General features: G+C 68.0%; 28 protein-coding genes. 13 read left to right on the top strand and 15 right to left on the bottom strand.

The window, feature by feature from the left end:
• Positions 1-8: 8 nt before the first annotated feature.
• A complete protein-coding gene (locus ACKY0X_RS13475) occupies positions 9-605 on the bottom strand; it encodes a hypothetical protein (RefSeq protein ID WP_409426433.1) in 597 nt (198 codons plus the stop codon).
• Positions 602-2,041: a tRNA (N6-isopentenyl adenosine(37)-C2)-methylthiotransferase MiaB gene (gene miaB / locus ACKY0X_RS13480; RefSeq protein WP_409429629.1), complete on the bottom strand. Its 1,440-nt coding sequence runs from the start codon at positions 2,039-2,041 to the stop codon at positions 602-604. Before miaB ends, ACKY0X_RS13475 begins: the two co-directional genes overlap by 4 nt.
• Before the next feature lie 116 nt (positions 2,042-2,157).
• Between miaB and ACKY0X_RS13485 the strand changes: the two genes are divergently transcribed.
• From ACKY0X_RS13485 to ACKY0X_RS13505, 5 genes are all read left to right on the top strand, one after another.
• Positions 2,158-2,916 carry an amino acid ABC transporter ATP-binding protein gene (locus ACKY0X_RS13485; RefSeq protein WP_409426434.1) on the top strand — a complete coding sequence of 253 codons (759 nt, stop codon included), beginning with the start codon at positions 2,158-2,160 and terminating at the stop codon, positions 2,914-2,916.
• Positions 2,916-3,737: a glutamate ABC transporter substrate-binding protein gene (locus tag ACKY0X_RS13490; RefSeq protein ID WP_409426435.1), complete on the top strand. Its 822-nt coding sequence runs from the start codon at positions 2,916-2,918 to the stop codon at positions 3,735-3,737. Before ACKY0X_RS13485 ends, ACKY0X_RS13490 begins: the two co-directional genes overlap by 1 nt.
• Positions 3,734-4,411 (top strand): amino acid ABC transporter permease, encoded by a 678-nt coding sequence (locus tag ACKY0X_RS13495; protein ID WP_409426436.1) that lies wholly within the window; start codon positions 3,734-3,736, stop codon positions 4,409-4,411. Before ACKY0X_RS13490 ends, ACKY0X_RS13495 begins: the two co-directional genes overlap by 4 nt.
• Positions 4,408-5,292, top strand: a complete 885-nt coding sequence (locus ACKY0X_RS13500; RefSeq protein WP_409426437.1) for an amino acid ABC transporter permease — start codon at positions 4,408-4,410, stop codon at positions 5,290-5,292. The genes ACKY0X_RS13495 and ACKY0X_RS13500 overlap by 4 nt, the downstream gene beginning before the upstream one ends.
• Before the next feature lie 63 nt (positions 5,293-5,355).
• Positions 5,356-5,586: a hypothetical protein gene (locus ACKY0X_RS13505; protein ID WP_065038642.1), complete on the top strand. Its 231-nt coding sequence runs from the start codon at positions 5,356-5,358 to the stop codon at positions 5,584-5,586.
• A 9-nt stretch (positions 5,587-5,595) separates the two neighbouring features.
• On the opposite strand, the gene recX is transcribed toward ACKY0X_RS13505, so the two are convergent.
• The 3 genes from recX to ACKY0X_RS13520 form a co-directional block, all read right to left on the bottom strand.
• Positions 5,596-6,132: a recombination regulator RecX gene (gene recX, locus ACKY0X_RS13510; RefSeq protein WP_409426438.1), complete on the bottom strand. Its 537-nt coding sequence runs from the start codon at positions 6,130-6,132 to the stop codon at positions 5,596-5,598.
• A complete protein-coding gene (gene recA, locus ACKY0X_RS13515; protein ID WP_174549742.1) occupies positions 6,101-7,153 on the bottom strand; it encodes a recombinase RecA in 1,053 nt (350 codons plus the stop codon). The genes recX and recA overlap by 32 nt, the downstream gene beginning before the upstream one ends.
• Positions 7,154-7,327: 174 nt before the next feature.
• On the bottom strand, positions 7,328-8,548 hold the full coding sequence (locus tag ACKY0X_RS13520; protein ID WP_409426439.1) for an oxygenase MpaB family protein: 1,221 nt from the start codon (positions 8,546-8,548) through the stop codon (positions 7,328-7,330).
• 72 nt (positions 8,549-8,620) lie between these two features.
• Between ACKY0X_RS13520 and ACKY0X_RS13525 the strand changes: the two genes are divergently transcribed.
• Complete coding sequence (locus ACKY0X_RS13525; protein ID WP_046283554.1) at positions 8,621-9,271, top strand: TetR/AcrR family transcriptional regulator; 651 nt, start codon at positions 8,621-8,623, stop codon at positions 9,269-9,271.
• Here the strand turns inward: ACKY0X_RS13525 and ACKY0X_RS13530 are convergent.
• Both ACKY0X_RS13530 and ACKY0X_RS13535 read right to left on the bottom strand, forming a co-directional pair.
• Entirely contained in the window at positions 9,262-9,456 is a 195-nt protein-coding gene (locus ACKY0X_RS13530; RefSeq protein WP_024441206.1) for a DUF3046 domain-containing protein, read from the bottom strand. The two genes, ACKY0X_RS13525 and ACKY0X_RS13530, sit on opposite strands and share 10 nt — an antisense overlap.
• Before the next feature lie 9 nt (positions 9,457-9,465).
• Positions 9,466-10,638, bottom strand: coding sequence for a glycosyltransferase (locus ACKY0X_RS13535; protein ID WP_409426440.1), 1,173 nt, complete (start codon positions 10,636-10,638; stop codon positions 9,466-9,468).
• 42 nt (positions 10,639-10,680) lie between these two features.
• Here ACKY0X_RS13535 and ACKY0X_RS13540 point away from each other — a divergent pair, with 42 nt between their 5' ends.
• A complete protein-coding gene (locus ACKY0X_RS13540; protein ID WP_409426441.1) occupies positions 10,681-11,127 on the top strand; it encodes a limonene-1,2-epoxide hydrolase family protein in 447 nt (148 codons plus the stop codon).
• Between the two features lie 10 nt (positions 11,128-11,137).
• Positions 11,138-11,560: a DUF5313 domain-containing protein gene (locus ACKY0X_RS13545; RefSeq protein ID WP_409426442.1), complete on the top strand. Its 423-nt coding sequence runs from the start codon at positions 11,138-11,140 to the stop codon at positions 11,558-11,560.
• Here the strand turns inward: ACKY0X_RS13545 and pspM are convergent.
• The 4 genes from pspM to pgsA all read right to left on the bottom strand — a co-directional run bounded on the left by pspM (position 11,557) and on the right by pgsA (position 14,401).
• Positions 11,557-12,393, bottom strand: coding sequence for a phage shock envelope stress response protein PspM (pspM, locus tag ACKY0X_RS13550; protein WP_409426443.1), 837 nt, complete (start codon positions 12,391-12,393; stop codon positions 11,557-11,559). The two genes, ACKY0X_RS13545 and pspM, sit on opposite strands and share 4 nt — an antisense overlap.
• A 4-nt stretch (positions 12,394-12,397) precedes the next feature.
• Complete coding sequence (gene pspA / locus ACKY0X_RS13555) at positions 12,398-13,222, bottom strand: phage shock protein PspA (protein ID WP_409426444.1); 825 nt, start codon at positions 13,220-13,222, stop codon at positions 12,398-12,400.
• 106 nt (positions 13,223-13,328) lie between these two features.
• Positions 13,329-13,679 (bottom strand): transcriptional regulator ClgR, encoded by a 351-nt coding sequence (clgR, locus tag ACKY0X_RS13560; RefSeq protein WP_409426445.1) that lies wholly within the window; start codon positions 13,677-13,679, stop codon positions 13,329-13,331.
• 125 nt (positions 13,680-13,804) lie between these two features.
• Complete coding sequence (gene pgsA, locus ACKY0X_RS13565; protein ID WP_409426446.1) at positions 13,805-14,401, bottom strand: CDP-diacylglycerol--glycerol-3-phosphate 3-phosphatidyltransferase; 597 nt, start codon at positions 14,399-14,401, stop codon at positions 13,805-13,807.
• Between the two features lie 31 nt (positions 14,402-14,432).
• Here pgsA and ACKY0X_RS13570 point away from each other — a divergent pair, with 31 nt between their 5' ends.
• Positions 14,433-14,981 (top strand): amino-acid N-acetyltransferase, encoded by a 549-nt coding sequence (locus ACKY0X_RS13570; protein ID WP_409426447.1) that lies wholly within the window; start codon positions 14,433-14,435, stop codon positions 14,979-14,981.
• Between the two features lie 15 nt (positions 14,982-14,996).
• Here the strand turns inward: ACKY0X_RS13570 and ACKY0X_RS13575 are convergent, their stop codons facing one another.
• Positions 14,997-15,506 carry a DUF421 domain-containing protein gene (locus ACKY0X_RS13575; RefSeq protein ID WP_409426448.1) on the bottom strand — a complete coding sequence of 170 codons (510 nt, stop codon included), beginning with the start codon at positions 15,504-15,506 and terminating at the stop codon, positions 14,997-14,999.
• A 181-nt stretch (positions 15,507-15,687) separates the two neighbouring features.
• On the opposite strand from ACKY0X_RS13575, the gene ACKY0X_RS13580 reads away from it, so the two are divergent.
• Positions 15,688-17,037 carry a wax ester/triacylglycerol synthase family O-acyltransferase gene (locus ACKY0X_RS13580; RefSeq protein ID WP_409426449.1) on the top strand — a complete coding sequence of 450 codons (1,350 nt, stop codon included), beginning with the start codon at positions 15,688-15,690 and terminating at the stop codon, positions 17,035-17,037.
• Positions 17,038-17,043: 6 nt separating this feature from the next.
• Here ACKY0X_RS13580 and ACKY0X_RS13585 read toward each other — a convergent pair whose 3' ends face one another.
• On the bottom strand, positions 17,044-19,635 hold the full coding sequence (locus ACKY0X_RS13585) for a DNA translocase FtsK (protein WP_409426450.1): 2,592 nt from the start codon (positions 19,633-19,635) through the stop codon (positions 17,044-17,046).
• A gap of 133 nt (positions 19,636-19,768) precedes the next feature.
• On the opposite strand from ACKY0X_RS13585, the gene ACKY0X_RS13590 reads away from it, so the two are divergent.
• From ACKY0X_RS13590 to ACKY0X_RS13600, 3 genes are read left to right on the top strand one after another with little or no spacing between them, the layout of a single operon-like run.
• The gene (locus ACKY0X_RS13590; RefSeq protein ID WP_409426451.1) at positions 19,769-20,095 is read left to right on the top strand and encodes a putative quinol monooxygenase; all 327 of its coding nucleotides are present in this window, start codon (positions 19,769-19,771) and stop codon (positions 20,093-20,095) included.
• Entirely contained in the window at positions 20,092-20,925 is an 834-nt protein-coding gene (locus ACKY0X_RS13595; protein ID WP_409426452.1) for a mycofactocin-coupled SDR family oxidoreductase, read from the top strand. Before ACKY0X_RS13590 ends, ACKY0X_RS13595 begins: the two co-directional genes overlap by 4 nt.
• Positions 20,926-20,929: 4 nt before the next feature.
• Entirely contained in the window at positions 20,930-21,808 is an 879-nt protein-coding gene (locus tag ACKY0X_RS13600; protein ID WP_409426453.1) for an SAM-dependent methyltransferase, read from the top strand.
• A gap of 10 nt (positions 21,809-21,818) precedes the next feature.
• On the opposite strand, the gene ACKY0X_RS13605 is transcribed toward ACKY0X_RS13600, so the two are convergent.
• A complete protein-coding gene (locus ACKY0X_RS13605; protein WP_409426454.1) occupies positions 21,819-23,495 on the bottom strand; it encodes a ribonuclease J in 1,677 nt (558 codons plus the stop codon).
• 7 nt (positions 23,496-23,502) lie between these two features.
• On the bottom strand, positions 23,503-24,405 hold the full coding sequence (gene dapA, locus ACKY0X_RS13610) for a 4-hydroxy-tetrahydrodipicolinate synthase (RefSeq protein ID WP_409426455.1): 903 nt from the start codon (positions 24,403-24,405) through the stop codon (positions 23,503-23,505).
• Positions 24,406-24,432: the final 27 nt, after the last annotated feature.

Below are 24,432 nucleotides of genomic sequence, written 5' to 3' on the forward strand. Positions count from 1 at the left end.
GACCGGGGCTACTCGCCCGCTGGCGGGTCCTCGGGACGGCTGAGATCGTCCAACAGGTTTCGTGACTGCAGCTGCGCGGTGCTCTGCCGGCGCTCGGCCTCGGCGGCGAGCTGTAGGGCGGTGCGTGACCACACCACGCGGGCCCAGTGAAAGGTCAGCACGATCAGCGTGATCCACGCCAGGATCAGCCCGACGCCCGGACCCGGGTCGCCCGGCACCGCGGTCTGCCGCGACCACACGGCCAGGAGTCCGACGGCGGCGGCTACCGCCGAGCCCGCCAGTGCCACCCAGGCCACCGTCCAGCGCCGAGTCATCAAGGCCAGCAGCGAGAACCCCACCCCGAATACCAACGCCAGCCACATGAACAGCTGCGACGGCAGCGTCACCAGGGCCTCGTCGGTGCCCTCGCCGGGGAATAGGACATCCCAACCGCGGACGGAACCGGTGTGCGGCAACAGGAACGACCCGAGCAGCACGAAGACGCAGATCGCGACGACCAGTCCCCGGCCGCCGGGGTCGATTTCCCCGGCGACGCGCCGCTCGGCGGCCTCGATGTCGGCGCGGTAGGCCTCGAAGTTGTGCTGGTTGTCCCCGTTGCCGCTCATCGCGTCACCCCCGGCATCTTCGGCATGCCCAGTCCGACACCGGGCGCTGGTTCGGCATGGCTGTCACCGGCCCTGGTACGCCGGTGGCTCAGCAGCGCCCCGTCGGCCAGCAGGTGGTGCGGCGCCGCACCGGTGACCGTCGTGGTCACCACGTCGCCGGGACGCACCTGCGCGGTCCCGGGAGCGAAGTGCACCAGCCGACCGTCGCGCGCTCGGCCGCTCATTCGCGCCGTCTGGGCATCTTTGCGACCCTCCCCGACTGCCACCAGCAGTTCGACGGTGCGCCCGATCTGGGCCTTGTTCTCGTCCCAGGAGATCTGTTCCTGCAGCTCGATCAGCCGGTCGTAGCGTTGCTGGACAACCTCTTTGGGCAGTTGATCGGGAAGTTCGGCGGCCGGTGTTCCGGGCCGCTTGGAGTACTGAAAGGTGAATGCGGCCGAGAATCGCGCGGCCGCCACGACCTCAAGGGTCTCGTCGAAGTCCTGCTCGGTCTCCCCCGGGAAACCGACGATCAGGTCGGTGGTGATGGCTGCGTCCGGAATGGCGGCCCGAACCCGGTCGAGGATGCCCAGGTAGCGCTCGGCGCGGTAGGAGCGACGCATCGCCCGCAGAACCCGGTCCGAGCCGGACTGCAGCGGCATGTGCAGTGTGGGACACACGTTCGGGGTCTGCGCCATCGCCTCGATGACGTCGTCGGTGAATTCGGCTGGATGCGGTGAGGTGAAGCGGACCCGCTCCAGACCGTCGATGTCCCCGCAGGCCCGCAGCAGCGACGCGAATGCACCGCGGTCGCGCGGCAGTTCCCGGTCAGCGAAGGACACACCGTAGGCGTTGACGTTCTGGCCCAGCAGGGTCACCTCGAGAACGCCTTCGGCGGCCAGCGCCCGCACCTCGGCGAGGATGTCCTCAGGGCTGCGGTCCACTTCGCGGCCACGCAGCGATGGCACGATGCAGAAGGTGCAGCTGTTGTTACAGCCGACGGAGATGGACACCCAGGCCGAATAGGCCGAGTCCCGTGCGGCGGGCAGCGACGACGGGAACTCTCGCAGCGATTCGACGATCTCCACCTGGGCGCTGCGGTTGTGCCGGGCGCGCTCCAACAGCGCCGGCAACGACCCCAGGTTGTGGGTGCCGAAGACGACATCCACCCAGGGCGCGCGGCTCAGCACGCTGTCTTTGTCCTTTTGCGCCAGGCAGCCACCGACGGCGATCTGCATGTCGGGGTTGCTGCGCTTGTTGGGGGCCAGGTGGCTCAGGTTGCCGTAGAGCTTGTTGTCGGCGTTCTCCCGAACCGCGCAGGTGTTGAACACCACCAGGTCGGCGTCGGCGTCGTCGGGTGCCCGCCGGTAACCGGCCTGCTCGAGCATGCCGGCAATGCGTTCGGAGTCGTGAACATTCATCTGACAGCCGTAGGTACGCACCTCGTAGGTGCGCATCTGTTCGGAAATCACCGGCAAACTCACCCGGACTATGGTACGGCGGCTGAGTCGATCAGAGTGACCAGGCCGATAGCGGCGCCCGCGGGAAGCCTTCCTGGGTAGGGTCAGATCCCATGACCAGCGGCGGGCCGGATCTGGTGCCGATGATCGCCATCCACCACGTCAACAAGTACTTCGGTGGCCTGCATGTGCTCAAAGACGTCAACCTCGAGGTCGCTCGTGGCGAGGTGGTGGCGATCCTGGGCCCCTCGGGCTCGGGCAAGTCCACCCTGTGCCGGACCATCAACCGGCTTGAAGTCATCGACTCCGGTGTTATAGCCGTCGACGGCCAGCCGCTGCCGGCCGAAGGCGCGGCGCTGGCCAGGCTGCGGGCCCAGGTCGGCATGGTGTTCCAATCGTTCAACCTGTTTCCGCACAAGACCATCGTGGACAACGTCACACTGGCACCGATGAAGGTGCACAAGACGCCCCGAGCGCAGGCGCAGCGCCAGGCAATGGCACTGCTGGAGCGGGTCGGAGTGGCCGATCAGGCCCACAAACACCCCGCACAGTTGTCCGGCGGACAGCAGCAGCGGGTGGCGATCGCACGGTCGCTGGCGATGAATCCGAAAGTGATGCTGTTCGACGAGCCGACCAGTGCCTTGGACCCGGAGATGATCAGCGAGGTACTCGATGTGATGACCACGCTGGCCGACGACGGGATGACCATGGTGGTGGTCACCCACGAGATGGGCTTCGCCCGCCGCGCCGCCGACCGGGTGGTGTTCATGGCCGACGGCGCCATCGTCGAGGAATCCGCGCCCGCAGAGTTCTTCGGGGCCCCGAAATCGGCACGGGCCCAAGATTTTCTCGCCAAGGTTCTCGACCACTGATGCGGACGCCGCGAACCCCGCAGGTGCTGGCACGGTCCTGGGCAGTCCTGGCCGCGGTGTTCGCATTGGCCATGCTCTGCACGGCCTGTACCGCTCACGACAGCGGCAAGATCACGGTCGGTGTCAAGTTCGACCAACCCGGCTTGAGCGTCAAGAAGCCTGACGGCACGCTCGGCGGATTCGATGTCGACGTGGCCCGCTATGTGGCGGCCCGGCTGGGCTACCCGCCCGACCGCATCGCCTGGATCGAGGCTCCGTCCGGCCAGCGCGAGATGCTGCTGCGCAACGGCCAGGTCGATTACCTGGTGGCCACCTACTCGATCACCGATTCCCGGCGCCAGAAGGTCGACTTCGCCGGCCCCTACCTGCTCACCGGGCAGTCGCTGTTGGTGCGCGCCGACAACACCGACATCACCGGCACCGCGTCACTGCAACGGCACAAGAAGCTGTGTTCGGTGTCGGGCTCCACGCCGGCCCAACGAATCAAGGACCGCTACCCGGGCGTGCAGCTGCAGCGCTACGACACCTACTCGGCGTGCGTGGAGGCGCTGCGCAATGGCGCGATCGACGCGGTCACCACCGACGACGTCATTCTGGCCGGCTACGCCGCACAGAGCCCCGGCGCCTTCAAACTGGTCGGCGAACGATTCTCGCAAGAGCTCTACGGTATTGGCGTGCGAAAGGGCAACGACGGCTTGCGCCAGCGGATCAACGAGGCCCTCGAGGAGATGGAACGCGACGGATCGTGGCGAGCCGCGTTCGTGGACAACTTCGGTCCCGCCGGGTTCGCCGTGCCCCAACCGCCGCCGATCGAACGATGATGTTCGCCGAGTACCGGGGACAGATCCTCCAATCCTTCACCGTCACCGTCGAGTTGGCAGTGTTGTCCGGCACGCTCGCGCTGATCTTGGGCACCGGGCTGGCCGCGATGCGGCTGGCCCCGGTACCGGTGCTGCGGTGGATCGGCGGCGGCTATGTCCATCTGGTGCGCAATACCCCACTGACACTGCTGTTGTTGCTGTGCTCGTTCGGCCTGGCCCAGACGCTGGGAGTCTCACTGACCGATCCGCAGTCGCCAACGTCGATCGACGACAGCAACTTTCGTCTGGCCGTGCTGGGCCTGGGTGTGTACACGGCGTCATTCGTCTGCGAGGCAGTGCGCTCGGGCGTCAACACCGTGGGCATCGGCCAGGCCGAGGCCGCTCGCTCCCTGGGACTGAGCTTCACCCAGAATCTTCGGATCATCTTGCTTCCCCAGGCTTTTCGGGCCGTGATCATTCCGCTGGGCTCGGTGCTGATCGCGCTGACGAAAAACACCACCTTGGCCTCGGCGATCGGGGTCGCCGAAGCGGCGCTGTTGATGAAGTCGATGACCGAGAACACCGCGGCGCTGCTCGCAGTGGGCGCGGTGTTCGCCGCCGGCTTCGTTGTGCTTACTCTGCCGCTGGGTTTGTTCTTCGGATATCTGGACCGGCGCTGGACGGTGTCGCGATGAGGTCCGCGCCGCGCGCGACGGTGCTGTTCGACACCCCTGGGCCCCGAGCCCGCGCCCGCTACCACGCAATGTCGGTGGCGACGGTGTTGGTCGCCGGGCTGCTGGGATGGGTGATCTATTCGCGACTGTCAGCCAAGGGCCAGCTCACCGCGGAGAAGTGGACACCGTTTCTGACCGCGGACCTGTGGCGCACCTACGTGCTGCCCGGGGTGATGGGCACCTTGACCGCGGCAGCCTGGTCCATCGGGCTCGCGCTGATCCTGGGGGTATCGCTCGGTGTCGGCCGACTGTCGCAGATCAAACCGGTGCGCTGGAGTTGCGCGGTGATCGTGGAGTTCTTCCGGGCGATTCCGGTGCTGATCATGATGATCTTCGCCTATTTCATCTACGGGCTACTCAACGTCTTCCCGCCGCAACAGATTGCGCTGGCCGGAGTGGTCACCGGGCTGACCCTCTACAACGGGGCCGTCATCGCCGAGATCGTGCGGGCGGGCGTAAAAGCCCTGCCCGGCGGGCAATCCGAGGCGGCCGCCGCATTGGGGCTGGACTGGGGCGCCTCGATGCGGCTGGTCCTGCTTCCGCAGGCGGTCACCGCGATGCTGCCGGTGCTGGTGTCACAACTGGTGGTGGTGCTCAAGGACACCGCAATCGGCTACCAAATCACGTTCGTGGAGATGGTGCGCCAAGGCACCGTCGTCGGCTCTCAGTACAGCAACTACCTGCCCGCACTGCTGGTGATCGCGGCGCTGATGATCACCGGAAATCTGGTGCTCTCGGCCGGGGCAATCAGGCTGGAGCGGCGTCTGCGTCGGGCGCGCCACTCCCCCTTGGGGGCCGCCACAATTGAGCCGGAGGGCACCCCAGGCGCCCGGGTCGTTTAGGGACTGCGCGCACGGTTTCGGCCGTCTAGAGTCGGACTCGACAGCTAATGACAGGAGACTCGGATGGCCATCACCCCCAAGGACGCATTCAACGCTGCGCGTGACATCGCCGCACACGCCGTCGAGAAGGCCTCGGACATCGTCGAGGACGCCGGCGACATCATTCGCGGAGACATCTCCGGCGGCGTCAGCGCCATCGTCCAGGACTCCATCGAGATCGCCACTCACGCCGTCGAACGGACCAAGGAAGTCTTCACCAGCACGGACGAGGCCGAGGACTCCGAAGAGGTCTGACCTGATCCCTCACACCCGCCGGCGTTCTCGTTCGGCGGCCAATTCGGTGCTGACCACGTCATAGGCCATCGACGGGTTGTAGCCGCGCCGAGCGAGCATCGCCACCAGCCGACGGGTGATCTTCACATCGTCGGCTCCTAGTGTCTCCCGGCGAAGCTTGGCATGCACCAGTTGTTCGGCGCGGTCGCGCTCGGCGGCGGCGTCGATGCCCTCCAGCGCGCCGGCGATCACGTCCTCGTCGACGCCTTTGGTGCGTAGCTCGGCGGCCAGTGCCTTGCGGCCCTTCCCGGCGTGCTCTCGCCGGGACCGCACCCACTGCTGGGCGAAGTCGGCGTCGTCGATCAGGCCAGCGGTGGTCAACCGCGCCAGCACCCGGTCACTGACGTCGTCGGGGTAGCCCCGCTTGGCCAGCTGGCCGGCGAGCTCGGCGCGGGTGCGGGCCCGGGCAGTGAGCAGGCGAAGGCACAGTGTCTTCGCCTGCTCCTCGCGCTTGGGCTCTGCCGCCTCGACCGACTCAGAAGTCGACGGGGGCGGGCAGAACATCATCGGCCAGCTCATCGGTCAGCACGGCGCCGATACCGAGCTTCTCCTTGATCTTCTTCTCGATCTCGTTGGCCACGTCCACGTTGGTCAGCAGGTAGTTGCGGGCGTTCTCCTTGCCCTGCCCCAGCTGTTCGCCGTCGTAGGTGAACCAGGAACCGGACTTGCGGATGAAGCCCTGGTCCACGCCCATGTCGATCAGCGAGCCCTCACGGCTGATGCCCCGGCCATAGAGGATGTCGAACTCGGCCTGCTTGAACGGCGGCGACACCTTGTTTTTGACCACCTTGACCCGGGTGCGGTTGCCGACCGCGTCGGTACCGTCCTTGAGGGTCTCGATCCGCCGAACGTCCAGGCGCACCGAGGCGTAGAACTTCAAAGCCTTTCCACCCGTGGTGGTTTCGGGACTGCCGAACATCACCCCGATCTTCTCCCGCAGCTGGTTGATGAAGATGGCGGTGGTACCCGAATTGTTCAGCGCGCCGGTCATCTTCCGCAGCGCCTGGCTCATCAGCCGGGCCTGCAGGCCGACGTGACTGTCCCCCATCTCGCCCTCGATCTCCGCGCGCGGCACCAGGGCGGCCACCGAGTCGATGACCAGGATGTCCAGCGCGCCGGAGCGGATCAGCGTGTCGGCGATCTCCAGCGCCTGCTCTCCGGTGTCGGGCTGGGACACCAGCAGCGAATCGGTGTCCACGCCAAGCTTCTTGGCGTACTCGGGGTCCAGGGCGTGCTCGGCGTCGATGAACGCCGCGATCCCCCCGGCGGCCTGGGCGTTGGCCACGGCGTGCAGCGCCACGGTGGTCTTACCGGAGGACTCTGGGCCATAGATCTCGACGACCCGCCCCCGGGGCAGGCCGCCGATGCCCAGCGCCACGTCCAGGGCGATCGAGCCGGTCGGGATGACCGAGATCGGCTGACGCACCTCGTCCCCGAGGCGCATCACCGAGCCTTTGCCGAAGTTCTTGTCGATCTGGGCCATTGCCAGTTCGAGTGCTTTTTCGCGATCGGGCGCTTGCGCCATGATGCCTCTCCTGTGGTTCGGTAGTTCGGTGACCGGTTCTTGGTCGGTTGGCCGTGACGCTAGCGACGGGGTCTGACAAACCCGTCAGGCCGAACGAACTGCCTCCACAGTAGGCGAACGAATGTTCGAATCAAGTCCGACACGCGGCGTGTCGGCGTGTCGACTCTTTACACCTGGCTAAGCCACCGCCACGACATGCGCGGACGCCCCGATCGTGGCGTCGCCGGCCCCCATCATGGTGCGCATGAATGCCTCCTGCTCGCGCCGCCCCCGCCGCGCCGCGCGCTCCAGGCCGCCGGGCAGGGCCAGCGCCGCGGCGCTGCGGGCCAGGTTCACCGGTATCCGCAGCAGCGGGTACCAGGGCAGCACGAAAACCGGCAGGCCCAGCTTTCGCATCGTGCGCGGACCGAGAAAACTGCTGGTCAGCGAGAGATGCTGGGCGCGGGCGATACGGCGCCGCGCACCGGTCATGGCGGCGAACTGCCATTCCAGCGGATCATCGGCCATCGGGGCCGCCAGCTGCTTGGTGGTCTCGTCGGGCGCCGAAAGCGCACCGAGGGTCTGATAGAGGATGCGAATGCCGTCCCGGAAGCTGCTGGGCAGCCAGTCGTCGCGGACCCCCATCAGCCAGCCGACATAGCGGGTCAGGTGCGCGATGTCCTCCAGCTCGGCCGGAGACATCACGATGCCCAGCGCCAGGCCGCCGGCCGGTGGCGCGATCAGCGCTCCGACCAGGGTGGCGGCCATGTCGGTCTGATTGACCGGCAGACCCCATTCGTCACTGCGCCAGTCCGGCAGCGCGGCCACGTGCCGGCGAACGTATTCATGGATCAGCCGGACCCGGATGGTGGCCTGATAGCCGACGCCGAGTGGCTCCAGTCCCCCTTCGGCGCTGACGTCCAGCGCCCATTGCAGGGTCTCGGCAAAGCGCTTGTTCGAGCCTTTTTCCAGCACACCGGTGCGCAACAGCGTCTTGTTGAACGAGGAGAACTGGTAGCCGCCGAGGAACGACACGTCCCGGGCGATGTAGGTGCCATCGGCACCGCCACGACGCAAAGCTCGCTGGCCCCGGCGCACCCGAGCCAGATCGACCCAGTCCGGGATGGGCTCGAACTCCCCGAAGAACTCCCGCAGCGGCGCGGGTGCGTCCGGCACGCTCGTGAGCCCGTGGGCCAGTATCTGTTCGAACAGCGGGCGGGCGTCCTGAGCCTGCGACATCCACTCGACCAGCCGCGCCATCGGTTCGTCGCCGGCTGTCAGGTCTTCGCCGATCTGGCGCCACCGCTCGGGCGTGGGTTTGGCGATCGCCAACACCGTCGCCAGCGCCCGAATGCTGACCGGAACGGCGCCCGGTCCAGCCGGGTGACGAGCGGGGACGGTCAGTGCGGGCGCGTTCATCGGGCGACCTCCATCGGATAATTTGGACAACATCCGTATTCCGAATTTACGGTCGCTAGTAGGGTGATGTCAATGAAACGCCCTGAGGTGGTGCGTGATTACGGCGGAATCAGCGCGGTGGACCGCCGCGCCGAGCGCCGTAGCAAGCTGCTGGCCGCCGGCCGCCAGATCTGGGGCGAATCGGGCATCGGCGAGGTCACCGTCCGCGGCGTCTGCACCGCCGCGGGCCTCACCCCGCGCTATTTCTACGAGCAGTTCCCCAACCGCGACGCGCTGTTCTTCGCGGTCTCCGACGACGTCCGCGACCAGCTGCTCGAAGCGATGGTCACCGCCGGCATCGGCGACCCCGGCACACTGTCGGACAAGCTCCGGTCCGCGCTGACCGCGTTTCTCGACCTGATCGCCGCCGACCCCTGCATCCACCGCATCGCCACCAGCGACCTGTCGGCGATTCCCGGGCTCAACGAGCACCGCGCAGGGATTCTCGACCTGATCACCGACGCGGTCGTCGAACACGCCCCGGGCGTTCTCGACGGTCAGGACCTCGCACCCGAAGAACTACGCCGCGGCGCACTGTTCATCGTCGGCGGGGTCAACCAGATCATCGAAACCTGGCTTGCCAACCCGGTCGAGAGCACCACCGAACTGGCCGCGATCTGCTCGGACCTTTCCGTCGCCCTAGTGCGCAGCATCGTGGCGCGCAGCGACCAACCTCACCACTGATCGCGCGGCACGTCGAAGTCCGAGCACAGCGCCCACCACACGTCACGCGGCTCCACGCCGTCCTCGATGGCCTGCGCCGCGGTCCGCCCACCCACCGCGGCCAGCACATGATCTGCCAGCACCGAGGCGCCATAGGCGGTACCGAAACGCATCGCGACCCGTTCGTGGAATTCGGTCAGGCGCACCCACCCAACCTACCCAGTGCCCGACAGCGCCTCGTGGCACACCCGTACCGGATCCGCGACGTCGGTGGCAGTGTTTGCGGCCCGCCGCGCGGCGTCGCGGTAGCTCGGCGACGCCAAGACGGCGCTCACCGCCTCGGCCAATGCCGGCCCGGTCAACGGCCGGATCAGCCGCCCACTGCCCTGGCGCACCACACGATTGGCGATCTCCCACTGATCACCGCCACCGGGCACCACCACCAGCGGCACCGCGCTCAGCAGCGTCTTGGCCACCATGCCGTGCCCGCCGCCGCAGACCACCACGTCGGCGTGCGTCAACAGTTCGTCCTGGCGCCCCAACCCGGCGACGGCCCACGACGGCAGCTCCAGGGGCGCACCGCCCAGCCGCGACACCGCCAGCCGGGCGCCATCGGGCAGTCCGGCCCCAGGCACCAGATGCTCCAGGGCGAGCTCGGCCAGACCGGCGGCTCCGGTGGCGGCGGTCGACGGCGCCACCACCACCAGCGGGCCCGACCCCGGCGGCACGGCCAGCACCTGCCCGGTCGGCTCAAAGTGCAGCGGCCCGACGACGACGGCCTCGGCGGGCCAGTCCGGTCGGGGCACCTCGAGTGCGGGCAGCGTGGCGATCAGGCGCCGCAGCGGCCCGGGATCGTCGGCCGGCAGACCGATCCCCACCCGCGCCTCGGCGCGCTGGCGCAGTCCGCCGCGCACCGACCGTGCCGTCAGCGAGCGCATCACCGCGTCCCGCAGCCGGCCGCGTACCCCGGTGCCCGGCGCCAGCCCACTGCCGATCGGCGGCAGCCCCTTCGACGGCAGGTACAGCGGGTGCGGACTGAGTTCGACCCACCCGATGCCGAGCAACTCCGCGGCCAATCCCCCACAGGCCGTGATGACGTCGGAGACCACCAGATCCGGCGCCAGAGCCCGCAGCTGATCACGGTTCTGGGCCGCCATCCGCGCCGCACGGTGGTGCAGCTTGGCCCCGTCGTCGGCGTCGTCATCGCCCGCCGTGGGATCGAGTCCCAGCAGCTCCGCGGCGTCCACCCCGGCGGCACGGGCGGTGTCGAGCCACTGCACCCCGGTCAGCAGCGTCGGGGTGTCCCCGGCCGCCGCGAAGCGCTTGCACAAGGCGATCGCCGGGAACGCATGACCGGGATCTGGGCCGGCAACCACTACGACTCGCATCGGCCTACCGTGCCACAGCCCCACAGGCTTAGGGTGGCAGGCATGACCGAACTGACTGGCCAGCCGAGTGCTGTCGAGGCCGCCGCCAACATCCGCACCGTGGAGGCCTTCCTCGACGCCCTGCGCGACGAGGACCTCGACACCGCGGCGGCGGCACTCGCCGAGGACGTGGTGTACCAGAACGTCGGCCTGCCGACCATCTACGGCCGCAGTGCCACGATCGGGGTGTTCGGGCGGATGGCCGGCCGGGCAGGCTTCGACGTGAAGATCCACCGCATCGCCGCCGACGGCTCGTCGGTCCTCACCGAGCGCACCGACGCGCTGACGCTGGGGCCGTTGCGGCTGCAGTTCTGGGTGTGCGGAGTTTTCGAGGTGCACCACGGCCGTATCACGTTGTGGCGCGACTACTTCGACTTCCTGGACATGTTCAAGGCGACGCTGCGGGCGGTGGCGGCCACCGTGTTCCCGGCGCTGCGACCGACGTTCTAGGGTCGGCTCTGTGCGTCAAAATCCCAAGCCTCAGCGCCCAAGCCCGATCCAATACCTCCGGTACTGCTACGGACGCCCGCTGCCCCCAGAACTGCGGGACTGGGTCCGCAACGACCTGGCCGGCCCGGGTGCCACCGTCCGGATGATCCTGCGTGCCGCCGTGCCGACGACGCTGATCCTGATCCCGTTCTGGTTTTTCCCGACGGATTTCATGACGCGGTTCAGCATGACGTTTCCGATCTGGTTCATGGTGATTCTGTTCGCACACGCGCTCAACAAGGTGTGGCGCACCCACATGCTGCGGATGCACGGCCTGGACCCGGAGCTCGCCAACGCACGTAAACGCGAGCGCGACGCCCACATTCACCGGTCCTACGAGGAACGCTACGGTCCGCGGCCGGAATCGGTCGATCAGCGCAGCGACGACATCTAGACGACCCGGGGCAGCTCGGCCAGTTCGTCGAAGGCCTGCGCCCAGCCCAGCATCTTCTCGGTGGCACCGACCAGCTCCTCGCGGTAGCGCCGCTGCGACATCGGGGAATTCGCCGGATCGCCCGCAGATGTGATCGAGCCGTCATTGGCCGAGGCCACCAGTTGCGCTGCGGCGGTGACCATCTCGTTGTACTGGCGAACACCGGCACTGAGCTGCGCGGTGAACGCGTTGATCGTCGGCACCAGGTACTGACGTGACTGGGCGCTGTGCTGTACGGCGCGCTCCATGGACACCACCTCAGCCGCGGTGGCCGCCATGGTGGATGCGGCGCGGTTGACCGCGGCCGTCAATTCGGTGATCTCATCGGCGGGCAACAGCCGACCGCGTTCGAGCACGCCGAGCAGCGAGACCATCCCCCGCTCGGAGGCGCCCAGCGCGTACATCGCCGGTCGTGCCGCCGACCCGGGCGGCGGCAAGCGCCGCCCGGCGGTGGGGCGTGCGGCGGGCAGTGGCGCCGCGCGCAGCCAGCGATAGCGCAGCAGCAACAGCGTCGCCGGGGCGGCCGCGCCCGCCGCCACCAGTCCGGTGATCAGCAGCACCCACACCGGCGTCGACCACGACGCCAGTACGGCGGTCACCAACGTCCAGAATCCGCATGTGGCAGTGAAGAACAGACCCAGCCGCAGCGCCCACCGGCGCTTGCGCAGCATCCTGGCCCTCGGGTCGGCGATCGCCCCCAGCTTGTCGGCGAGCAGATCGGCGGCCTCACTGGCTCGGTCCACAGCACGCTGCAGCAATGGATGCCGTGCGCTGCCTCCGAGAGTCGCGGCCACCTGACTACCGTCCCAGCGGGTTCTCGGGGGTGGGGTTGGCGCCAGACGGCGGGGTTGCCGGGGTGGCCTGGCCAGGGGCGGTGGCGGAACCACCCGCGGGCAGCGACTCGCCCCGCATGGACGCCCGGATCTGCTCCAGCCGGGAGTGGCCGGCCATCTGCACACCGGCCTGCTCGACCTCGAGCATCCGGCCCTGCACCGAACCCTGCGCCAACTCAGCGGCGCCGATCGCATTGGCGTAGCGCCGTTCGATCTTGTCGCGGACCTCGTCGAGGCTGGGAGTGGTTCCGGGGGCGGCGATCTCGCTCATCGAACGCAGCGAGGCGCTGACCTGCTCCTGCATCTTGGCCTGCTCGAGCTGGCTGAGCAGTTTGGTCCGCTCGGCGATCTTCTGCTGCAGCACCATGGCGTTCTGCTCGACGGCCTTCTTGGCCTGCATCGCCGCCGACAGCGCCTGGTCGTGCAGCGCCTTGAGGTCTTCCACGCTCTGTTCGGCGGTGACCAGCTGGGCCGCGAACGCCTCCGCGGCGTTGTTGTACTCGGTGGCCTTCGCGGCGTCCCCGGCGGCAGTGGCCTGGTCGGCCAGGGTCAGGGCCTGGCGCACGTTGACCTGAAGTTTCTCAATGTCGGCCAGTTGGCGGTTCAGGCGCATCTCCAACTGCCGCTGGTTACCGATCACCTGCGCGGCCTGCTGGGTCAGGGCCTGGTGCTGACGCTGCGCCTCTTCGATCGCCTGCTGGATCTGCACCTTGGGATCGGCGTGCTCGTCGATCTTCGAGTTGAACAGCGCCATCAAGTACTTCCACGCCTTGACGAACGGGTTGGCCATCAGTCAGCTCCGTCTGCTTGTTTTCCAGTGTTGTCGCTCTACCGCCGGTACCGGTGATCAATTTATCGGGTCGGCGGTTATCGGGTGAGCGTTCAGCCCGGGCGCGTCACGCCGACGCTACCGATGCCAGCGTCCGAATCGGCGGGATGACGACCTTGGTGCCGGCGTCGATGCGGGTCACTGCGCCGCCGCGGGCGTTGTGCACTGCCAGTTCGGCCCGCTCGGCCTGCGCCAGCCGGGTTCCGGCGTCGAAGAGCACCGTCGACAACGGGATCCGCAGCGCCGCGCAGATCGCGTTGAGCAGCTCGCTGGACGCTTCCTTGCGGCCCCGCTCGACCTCCGAGAGGTAGCCGAGGCTCACCCGCGCCGCGTCCGACACCTCACGCAGCGTGCGGCCCTGCGCGGTCCGGGCTTGACGCAGCACCTCGCCGACCGACTCCCGCAGCAATGTCGTCATCGTGCACTCCCCCTCTACGGGTAAACCTTGGAAAATCGACAGTCACCAAGGTCAACGCGCGCGACTCCCGATTGGGTTCCCGGATTCGACAGATTCATGCGGCGGTCTTGGACCCCACCGGCGGGTCAGCTTCTGACTGGCCCGCCGCGCAGGTCTGCCACCGCCGAAACGACGTAGTCCAGGCCGGTCAGTACCGTCAGGACCACCGCCGCGGTCATCACCGTCCACGCCGTCACCAGCCAGGGGCCTGACAGCGGCAAGACGAGCAGCCCGATACCGATCGCCTGCACCAGGGTCTTGAGTTTGCCGCCACGGCTGGCCGGGATCACACCGCGGTGCAGCACTGCGAACCTGAGCACGGTGATCCCGATCTCGCGGACCAGAATCACCACCGTCACCCACCACCACAGGTCGCCGAGCATCGACAGACCGATCAGCGCCGCGCCGATCAGCGCCTTGTCGGCGATCGGGTCGGCCAGCGTGCCGAACTCGGTGACCATGCCGTAGTTGCGCGCCAGGGTGCCGTCCACTCGGTCGGTGATGATGGCGACGGCAAAGATGACGAACGCCGCGATACGGGTCTTCGGATCGTGGCCGTCCTCAGCGAACAGCGCCAGCAGGAAGACCGGGACCAGCCCCATCCGCATGACGGTCAACGCGTTCGCAAGGTTGACCACGGGGACATGCGTCACCGCTGGACCGGTTTTTGGCTGTCCCGACACGAAGGTCAGAATATCTGTTGCCCAGCCTGAAATGAGAAACCGATACTGTGCAGCTGTGAATCTTGCGGCGGATCGTCCGGCGGGGCAGCCCGTGGTCCGGCGTGCGCGCACCTCGGACGTCCCGGCGATCAAGCAGCTGGTGGACGTCTACGCCGGCAAGATCCTGCTGGAAAAGAACCTGGTGACGCTGTATGAGGCGGTTCAGGAATTCTGGGTCGCCGAGGACGCCGATCAGCAGGTGGTGGGCTGCGGCGCCCTGCATGTGTTGTGGTCGGACCTCGGCGAGGTACGCACCATCGCGGTGGACCCCACCTCGACCGGTCGCGGTATCGGACACGCGATCGTCGACCGTCTGCTGCAGGTCGCCCGCGATCTGCAGTTGCAGCGGCTGTTCGTGCTGACCTTCGAGACCGAGTTCTTCGCCCGGCACGGCTTCACCGAGATCGACGGCACGCCGGTGACCGCGGAGGTGTTCGAGGAGATGCAACGCTCCTATGACGTCGGTGTGGCCGAATTCCTGGACCTGAGCTACGTCAAGCCAAACACCCTAGGCAACACCCGGATGTTGCTGGTTCTCTAAGCGCCCTAGTCTCCCCTAGTCGACGACCAGGTCGCGTTCCCGGCGCGTGGCGCCGATGAGAAAGCTGAACTGCCCGTCGGATTCCATCCGACCCTCACGGACGACGGACAGGTCGGCGATTCCCTGTTTGCGGGCCTGCTCGCGGACCTGTTCCTCGGTGATCATCTCTTTGCGCATGTTGGCGTAGAGGAATGCGCCGTCGTAGATCACCAGCAGCGGTCCCGGCCGCAGGAGCCTCGCTACCGAAGGCCAGCGGTGCGCCATCCAGTTCAGCAGGTAGGACCAGCCGATGATCACCCCGACGAGCAGGATGCCGTCGCTGATCGATCGGTAGCCGCCGGCCATCCCGTTCTGCGCCGCGTCGGCGATCAACACCACGACGATGAGATCGGTGATGCCGTTGGTGCCCGCCTCGCGTTTCAATACCACCCGCAGCAACGCGTAAATCGCGATGTAGATGACGGTTCCACGGATAAAGATCTCCGAGGGCGGGGTATCGAAAGCGAAAAGTCGTGCCCAATCCACGTGGCGAGATTACGCGCCCTCACGTCCTTGGAAAACCGTCGGTGTCCGGTCCGTATCCGGTCCGTGTCCGGCGCGTGTCTGGTGCGTGTCACGGTCGGCGAACCTGGGACTTCCGGCCCTGCCGCGCGCCGCCGGGTCACGAGATAGTGGTACTGGCAGTTGCAGACAACTGGAGGTAGCCGTGGCCGAGCACCTGACCCCTCTGGACGCCGGCTTTCTGGGCGTCGAGGATTCCGACCACAACGTCAGCATGGCCACCGGGACCTTGGCCGTCCTCGACGGTCCAATTCCCGACCATGCCTCGCTACAGGCCACGCTGAGCGAACGCCTGCGCGGGTGCCCGCGGTTCGGGCAGCGGCTGGTGCGCCATGCCTTGGATCTGAGCGCACCCGAGTGGGTGAACGATCCCCACTTCGACCTCGCCCAGCACATCGGCCGGGTCGCGGTGCCCTCCCCCGGCGGAGACGCCGAACTGCACGCGGTGGTCGCCGACGTGATGTCGTGGCGCCTCGACCGCAACCGTCCGCTGTGGGAGATCTGGGTGATCAGCGGGCTCAGCGGTGACCGGTGGGCCCTACTGATGAAGGTGCACCACTGCCTCGCCGACGGCACGGCGGCCACCCACATGCTGACCGGCTTGTCCGACAACGGATTCGCCCAGTTGGCAGCCCACGCCGGCGCGGTGCAGCCGCCACACCGTCGGCCGGTGTTGGATCTCAACCCGGTGCATTGGATGTACAACCTGCGCGGCGTCGTGGAACTCGCGACCGGCTTGCTGCAACAGAATGCGTCGTCGCTGAACGGTCCGATCACCAGCCGCCGTCGCTACAGCGCGGCACGGGTTTCGCTCGGCGACATCGAGCAGGTCTGTCGGGTCTTCGACGTGACCGTCAATGATGTGGTGTTGGCGGCCCTGACCGAGAGCTACCGCGACTTCATGATCCGTCGCGGCCAAGTGCCCCAACCCGATTCGCTACGCACCCTGGTGCCGGTATGGACCAGCTCCGCGAATGCGCCGGGGAACCTCGACGGCAGGGGTTCGTTGCTGTTGCCGCGGCTGCCGATCGAGGAGTCAAACCCGGTGAAGCGATTGCTGGCCGTGCGCTCGCGTCTGGCGCAGGCCAAAGCCGGCGGGCAGCGTCACGCCGGACGCGCGGTCATGTCGGCCGCGGGCCTGCTGCCCGTCGCGTGGTCGGCCTGGGCGGCGCGGTTGCTCGGACAGGTCCACCAGCGCGGCGTGGTGGCGTTGGCGACCAACGTCCCCGGCCCGTCCGAGCCGTTGCAGATCATGGGGTGCGACGTGGTCGCGGTGCTGCCGGTGCCGCCGATCGCGATGCAGCTTCGCACCGGCGTGGCGGTCCTGAGCTACGCCGGTGACCTGTTCATCGGGGTACTGGCCGACTTCGAGTTCGCTGCGGTCGACGAACTGACCCGCGGATTGGAGGCCGCGGTGGCCCGGCTGGTGGCACGCAGCAAGCGACGCAAGCCATTGCGCGACTGGCATGGTCTGGCCCTGGTGCACAGCGCGTAACCGCGGCTAGAACTCGTCGCCGCCGCCGTCGTCGGGGGCGCTGCCGCCACGGATCAGCATCAGCGTCGCGGCGAGTTCATCGGGTTTGACCAGCACCTGCCGGGCCTTGGAGCCCTCGGAGGGGCCGACGATGTCGCGGGTCTCCATCAGGTCCATCAGCCGGCCGGCCTTGGCGAAGCCGACCCGCAGCTTTCGCTGCAGCATCGAGGTGGAACCGAATTGGCTGGACACCACCAGTTCGACGGCCTGCAGGAAGACGTCCATGTCGTCGCCGATGTCGGGGTCGACGTCGGCGCGGTCCCCACTGGCCTTCACGGCGGTGACGCCCTCGGTGTACTCGGGCTCGGCCTGGTCCTTGCAGGCGGTGACGACGGCCTGGATCTCCTCGTCGGAGATGAACGCGCCCTGCAGCCGGATCGGCTTGTTGGCGCCCATCGGCAGGAACAGCCCGTCGCCCATGCCGATCAGCTTCTCGGCGCCCGGCTGGTCGAGGATGACCCGGGAATCGGTGAGCGACGACGTGGCGAACGCCAGCCGGGACGGCACGTTGGTCTTGATCAGACCGGTGACGACATCCACCGACGGCCGCTGGGTGGCCAGCACCAGGTGGATGCCGGCGGCACGGGCCTTCTGGGTGATCCGCACGATCGCGTCCTCGACGTCACGCGGCGCGGTCATCATCAGGTCGGCGAGCTCGTCGACGACCGCGAGGATGTAGGGGTAGGGCCGGTAGACCCGTTCGCTGCCCAGGGGGGTGCTGATCTCCCCGGAGCGGACCTTGTCGTTGAAGTCGTTGATGTGGCGCACCCGGGACGATTTCATGTCCTGGTAGCGCTGCTCCATCTCCTCCACCAGCCAGGCCAGCGCCGCGGCGGCCTTCTTCGGCTCGGTGATGATCGGGGTGATCAGGTGCGGAATGCCTTCGTACGGCGTGAGTTCCACCATCTTCGGGTCGATCAGGATCATCCTGACCTCTTCGGGGGTGGCGCGCGCCAGCAGGGAGACCAGCATCGAGTTGACGAAGCTGGACTTGCCCGAGCCGGTGGAACCGGCCACCAACAGGTGCGGCATCTTGGCCAGGTTGGCGCAGATGAAGTCGCCTTCGATGTCCTTGCCCAGTCCGATCACCAGCGGGTGGTGGTCGCCGCGGGTGGACGGCGCGGTCAGCACGTCGGCCAGCCGCACCAGTTCGCGGTCGGTATTGGGCACCTCGATACCGACGGCGGACTTACCCGGGATCGGGGCGAGCATCCGCACACTCTCGGTGGCCACCGCGTAAGCGATGTTGCGTTGCAGGGCGGTGATCTTCTCGACCTTGACGCCGGGGCCCAGCTCCACCTCGTAGCGGGTGACGGTGGGACCACGGGTGCAGCCGGTGACCGCGGCGTCGACCTTGAACTGCTCCAGCACCGAGGTGATCGCGTCGGCCATCTGGTCGTTGGCGGCGGTGCGGGTCTTCGGGGGGTCCCCGGCGACCAGCAGGCTCAGTGCGGGCAGCGTGTAGGGGCCCTCCACCACCCGGTCGAGGACGACGGTCTTGTCGGCGGGTTTGGCCGCCTTGGGTTCCTTCGGGGGCTTGCGGCGCACGGTCTTGACCGGGGGCGGCGGCGCGGCGGGCTCTTCATCGAGCGGGTAGTTGTCCAGCGGGGTGCGCGACTGCCAGTCCGGGGTGTCGTCGTCCCGGGCGTCGGGCTCAAGGGCGCCGAATCGGCTGGTTCCGCCGGCCTGGGCGCCGACGCCGGTGTCGTAGGCGGCGTCGCCATCGTCGCCGTCGGCGCCGCCGTAGTCCTGGTCGTAGTCCTGGTCGTCGTAGTCGTCGTAATCGTCGTAGTAGTCGTCATCGTCGTAGTCGCCGCGGAACATGGTGCGCAAGGTCTCGGGTGCCTCACGCAGGGTGGTACCGGTCAGCAACAACACGCCGAACAGCACACCGATGCACAACAATGGCGCCGCGATCCACGCCGTGAGTCCGTCGGCGAGCGGGCCACCGATCGCGAACCCCACAAAGCCGGCGCCGTGCAGACGGCCGTCGGGGCTCTGCGGCGAGCCCGACCACAGGTGCCACAGGCCCAGGATCGGCAGGCCGATCATGGTCGAGCCGAGGATCAGCCGGGGCCGGTTCTCCGGGTCGGGCTCGGTGCGCATCAGCAGTACTGCCCCGGCGGCGGCCAGCAGCGGAAGCAGCACCACCGCTCCGCCGACCACGGTGCGCAATCCGGTGTCGATCCACGCACCGACCGGCCGGGCGGCGTCCAGCCAGCAGCTGGCGGCGGTCACCACGGCAAATCCCAGCAGCGCCAGTGCGATGCCGTCGCGGCGGTGGCCGGGGTCGATGTCGTGCGCGCGGCCGACCGAGCGCGCCGCGCCACCAGCACCCTTGGCGACCATCAGCCAGGTGGCGCGGGCGAGGCGTCCGCAGGCCATCCCGAGCGCCACCGGGCCCGAATGCTGACGGGCGGCGCGGCGCGGCTTGGCCGCCGGGCGGGACCGAGCGGCCCGCGAACCACCCTTGGGTGCGGCCTTGGAACCGGCTTTTGCCCTGGTCGTTCGGGTACCGGAACGCGCGGGAGCCCTACTAGCAGCGGTCTTACTAGCCATATCGGCAAGCCTAGTCGCAATTACCCCATCTGCACCATAAGCCACACTGGCCCCGACGGATCGGTTCACCGTGCATCCGGCCCGAGGCTGGGTATCGTGACCGTGAATCCCCCATCAGCCAAGGAGCCGCAATATGCCCGTGGTCTCGCCAGTAGTGGTCGTCGCCACCTTCACCGTCAAGCCGGAATCGGTTGAGGCCGTCCGCGAAATCTGCACCAAGGCGGTGGCACAGGTGCACGAGGAGCCGGGCTGCCAGCTGTACTCCCTGCATGAAGCCGACGGCGCTTTTGTGTTCATCGAGCAGTGGGCCGACGCCGACGCCTTGAAAGCCCACTCGACGGCACCTGCGGTCGGCGAGCTGTTCGGCAACCTCACCGAGCACCTGGCCGGCGCACCCGACATCAAGATGCTGCAACCGGTTCCGGCCGGCGACACGGGCAAAGGCCAGTTGCGTCCGTGACGGCGCGTCCGTCGAGCGGAAGCCTGCAGGGCAAGGTCGCGCTGATCACCGGCGCGGCGCGCGGCCAGGGCCGCGCCCACGCCCTGCGGCTAGCTGCCGACGGAGCCGACATCATCGCTGTCGACCTGTGCGAGCAGATCGACAGCGTGCCCTATCCGCTGGCGGACGCCGAGGACTTGGCGGCCACGGTCAAGCTGGTCGAAGACACCGGTGCGCGCATCGTGGCCCGCCAGGCCGATGTGCGTGACCAGGTGGCGTTGGGCGCTGCCCTGCAGGCCGGCCTCGACGAGCTGGGCCGGGTGGACATCGTGGTGGCCAACGCCGGTATCGCCCCGATGGCTGCGGCCGATGGCTGGCACGACGTCATCGACGTCAATCTGACCGGTGTCTACCACACCATCGAGGCCGCGATCCCGACGATGATCGACCAAGGCAACGGGGGGTCGATCGTGCTGATCAGTTCGGCCGCCGGCCTGGCCGGCATAGGCAGCCACGATGCCGGGGCCATCGGTTACGCCGCGGCCAAACATGGGCTGGTCGGGCTGATGCGGGTCTACGCGAACCTGCTGGCGCAGCACAGCATTCGAGTGAACTCGGTGCACCCGGCCGGTGTCGACACCCCGATGATCAACAACGATTACGTCCGGGGTTGGCTGGCCGAGCTCACCGCCGCGACAGGTCGGCCACCGGACATGGGCAATGCGCTGCCGGTACAGGTGCTGGAACCGGCGGACATCGCCAATGCGGTGGCCTGGCTGGTGTCCGATGCGGCCCGCTACATCACCGGCATCACCTTGCCCGTCGACGCCGGGTTCATCAACAAGAGGTAGCCCGGTGGCACGCAACCGAGTAGCTCAGACGGCCTACGGCCCGATGGTGTTGGCGGCCATCGAGCACCACGAGCCACCCGGACAACGCCTGGTCGACGACGACCTGGCGACACCGTTCTTGCCCGCCGGCATGCGCTGGCTGGTGGCGGCCACGCGGCCCGCGCCGCTGCGCCGGTGGTTCATCGCCGCGACGGAGCGCTCCGGGCCGGGCCTGTGGGTCAACCTGACCTGCCGCAAGCGTTTCATCGCCGACCGCGTCGACGAGGCGGTCGGCGAGCACGTCGCGAAAATCCAGGCCGTGGTGATCCTCGGCGCCGGCCTGGACACCCTCGCCTACCGACTCGCCCGGCGCAGCCCCATCCCGGTGTTCGAGGTGGATCAGCCGGTCAACATCGCCCGCAAGGCCGCCACCGTGCGCCGGGTACTCGGCGGCCTGCCACTGTCGGTACGGCTGGTGGCACTGGACTTCGCACACGACGACGTGCTGACCACCCTCGTCGAGCACGGTTACCGAACGGCGTTCCGCACGTTCTTCGTATGGGAAGGCGTGACCCAATACCTGAGCGAGAGCGCCGTCCGCAGCACCCTCGAGGGGCTGCGCCCGGCGGCATCGGGCAGCCGTCTGGTGTTCACCTACGTCCAGCGTGACTTCATCGACGGTACGAACCTCTATGGCTCGCCGACGTTGTATCGCAGGATGGTCAACAAGCTCTGGCATTTCGGCCTGCAGCCTGAGGAGGTGGCGGATTTTCTTGCCGAATACGGCTGGCGATTGATCGAGCAGGCCGGACCCGAACAGTTCCTCCAGCGCTATGTCGAGCCCACCGGCCGCCGTCTGGGCGCGAGTGACCTGGAGTGGTCGGTGTACGCCGAAAAGCTCTGAGCCGGCCGGCTCAGACCTCGATCACCGTCGGCACAATCATCGGCTGACGCCGGTAGACCTCGCCCACCCATTTGCCCACCGTGCGGCGTACCGCCTGAGCGATCCGGGCCGGATCGGTGACCTGCTCTGCGGCAAGGGATTCCAGCTCCGCCTCGACCTTGCGGGCCGCCGGCTCCAGGGCCTTGGGGTCTTCGGAGAAACCGCGCGAGTGCAGGTGCGGCGGGGCCACCGGCTTGCCGGTCCCCCGGCGCACCACCACCGTCACCGCGACGAATCCGCTGGACAGGATCAACCGCTCCCCCAGCGTCGCATCGCCGACATCGCCGTCGACGAGCCCGTCGACGAACATCTTGCCGGTCGGCACCGCCCCTGCGATGCGTGCCTGCCCGGCGACCAGGTCGACACTGACTCCGTTCTCGGCCAACAGGATCGATTCCTCCGGCACCCCAGTACGGACGGCCAGCGCGGCGTTGGCGCGCATCATCCGCCAGGTGCCGTGTACCGGCATCACATTGCGGGGCCGAATTCCGTTGTAGAGGAACAGTAGTTCGCCGGAGTAGGCGTGCCCGGAAACGTGAACGCGCGCCTGGGCATTGGTGACCACCCGGGCACCGATCTTGGCCAGTGCGTCCATCACCCCGTAGACGGCTTCCTCGTTGCCGGGAATCAGCGACGACGACAGCACCACCAGATCGCCGGCGGTCAGCGTGATGGACCGGTGCTCGCCGCGCGACATCCGCGACAGCGCCGACAGCGGTTCGCCCTGAGTACCGGTGGTGACCAGCACCACCTTCTCCGGCGGCATCATCTCAGCGGCGCCGATGTCGACCAGGTCCGAGTCCGCCACCCGCAGGAAGCCCAAATCCTTGGCGATACCCATGTTGCGGACCATCGAGCGGCCGACGAACGCGACCCGGCGACCCAGGGCGACCGCGGCGTCGACGATCTGCTGGACCCGGTCCACGTTCGAGGCGAAGCAGGCCACGATCACCCGGCCCTCGGCGCCACGGATCAGCCGGTGCAGGGTGGGACCGACCTCGCTCTCGCTGGGGCCGACACCGGGAATCTCGGCATTGGTCGAGTCGCACAGGAATAGGTCCACACCCTTGTCGCCCAGGCGGGACATCCCGGGCAGGTCGGTGGGCCGCCCGTCCGGGGGCAGTTGGTCGAGCTTGATGTCGCCGGTGTGCAGCACGGTGCCCGCCCCCGTGTGCACCGCGATCGCCAGCGCATCCGGAATGGAGTGATTCACCGCGAAGTACTCGCATTCGAACACCCCGTGGGTGCTGCGCTGACCTTCGGCCACCTGGACGAAGACCGGCTTGATGCGGTGTTCGCGGCACTTGGCGGCGACCAGGGCCAGGGTGAACTTCGAACCGACCACCGGAATGTCGGCCCGCAGTTTGAGCAGGAACGGAATGGCGCCGATGTGGTCCTCGTGGGCGTGGGTCAGCACCAGCGCCTCGACGTCGTCGAGCCGGTCTTGGATGTGGCGGATGTCCGGCAGGATCAGGTCGACGCCGGGCTCGTCGTGGCCCGGGAACAGCACACCGCAGTCGATGATCAGCAGCCGGCCGAGGTGCTCGAAAACGGTCATATTGCGGCCGATTTCGCTGATACCGCCGAGCGCGGTGACGCGTAGCCCGCCTTCGGTCAGCGGACCCGGCGGTAGGAGATCCTCAGTCACCCGCACCTCACCCGAGAACGGACGCGGCGCGCATGTCGATGGCCAGTTCGTCGACCTCGGCGGCGGACGCCGGGACCATCGGCAACCGGGGGTCACCGGCTTCGAAACCCTGCAACCGCAGGCCGGCCTTGACGAAGGTCACCCCGCCGACGCGACCCATCGCGTTGGACAGCGATGCGATCGAGACGTTGATCTTGCGGGCGGTCGCGACGTCGCCGGCCGCGAAGGCGGCCAGCATGTCGCGCAACTGAGCGGCCGCGAAGTGCGAGATCACGCTGACGAATCCGGTGGCACCCATGGCCAGCCAGGGCAGGTTGAGGGCGTCATCGCCGGAGTAGTAGGCCAATCCGGTCTCGGCCATGATCTGCGCTCCGGCGTGCAGGTCCCCCTTGGCGTCCTTGATCGCGACGATGTTGGGGTGTTCGGCGAGCTCGAAGATGGTGTCCGGCGCGATCGGCACCACCGAGCGGGCCGGGATGTCGTAGAGCATCACCGGCAGCGCACTGGCGTCGGCGACGGCGGTGAAGTGCGCCAACAGGCCGGCCTGCGACGGACGCGAGTAGTACGGCGTCACCACCAGCAGGCCGTGCGCGCCGACCCCAGCGCAGGCCTCGGCAAGGCGCACGCTGTGCTCGGTGTCGTTGCTGCCGGCGCCGGCGATGATGCGAGCCCGGTCACCGACCGCCTCGACCACCGCACGCAGCAGCGTGAGCTTCTCGTAGTCCGCGGTGGTCGGCGACTCACCAGTGGTGCCCGAGATCACCAAACCGTCGCAACCGGCGTCGATGAGGCGATTGGCCAGACGTACGGCGGCGTCGGTGTCCACCGAGCCGTCCGCGCCGAAGGGGGTCACCATGGCGGTCAGCACGGTGCCGAACTGCGCCTTGGCGTCGAATCCGCTGCTGCTCACGGCCCCAAGATTACCTGGCCCTCTCCA

It is taken from the genome of Mycobacterium sp. SMC-11 (assembly GCF_046250095.1).
GTDB lineage: Bacteria > Actinomycetota > Actinomycetes > Mycobacteriales > Mycobacteriaceae > Mycobacterium > Mycobacterium heraklionense_A.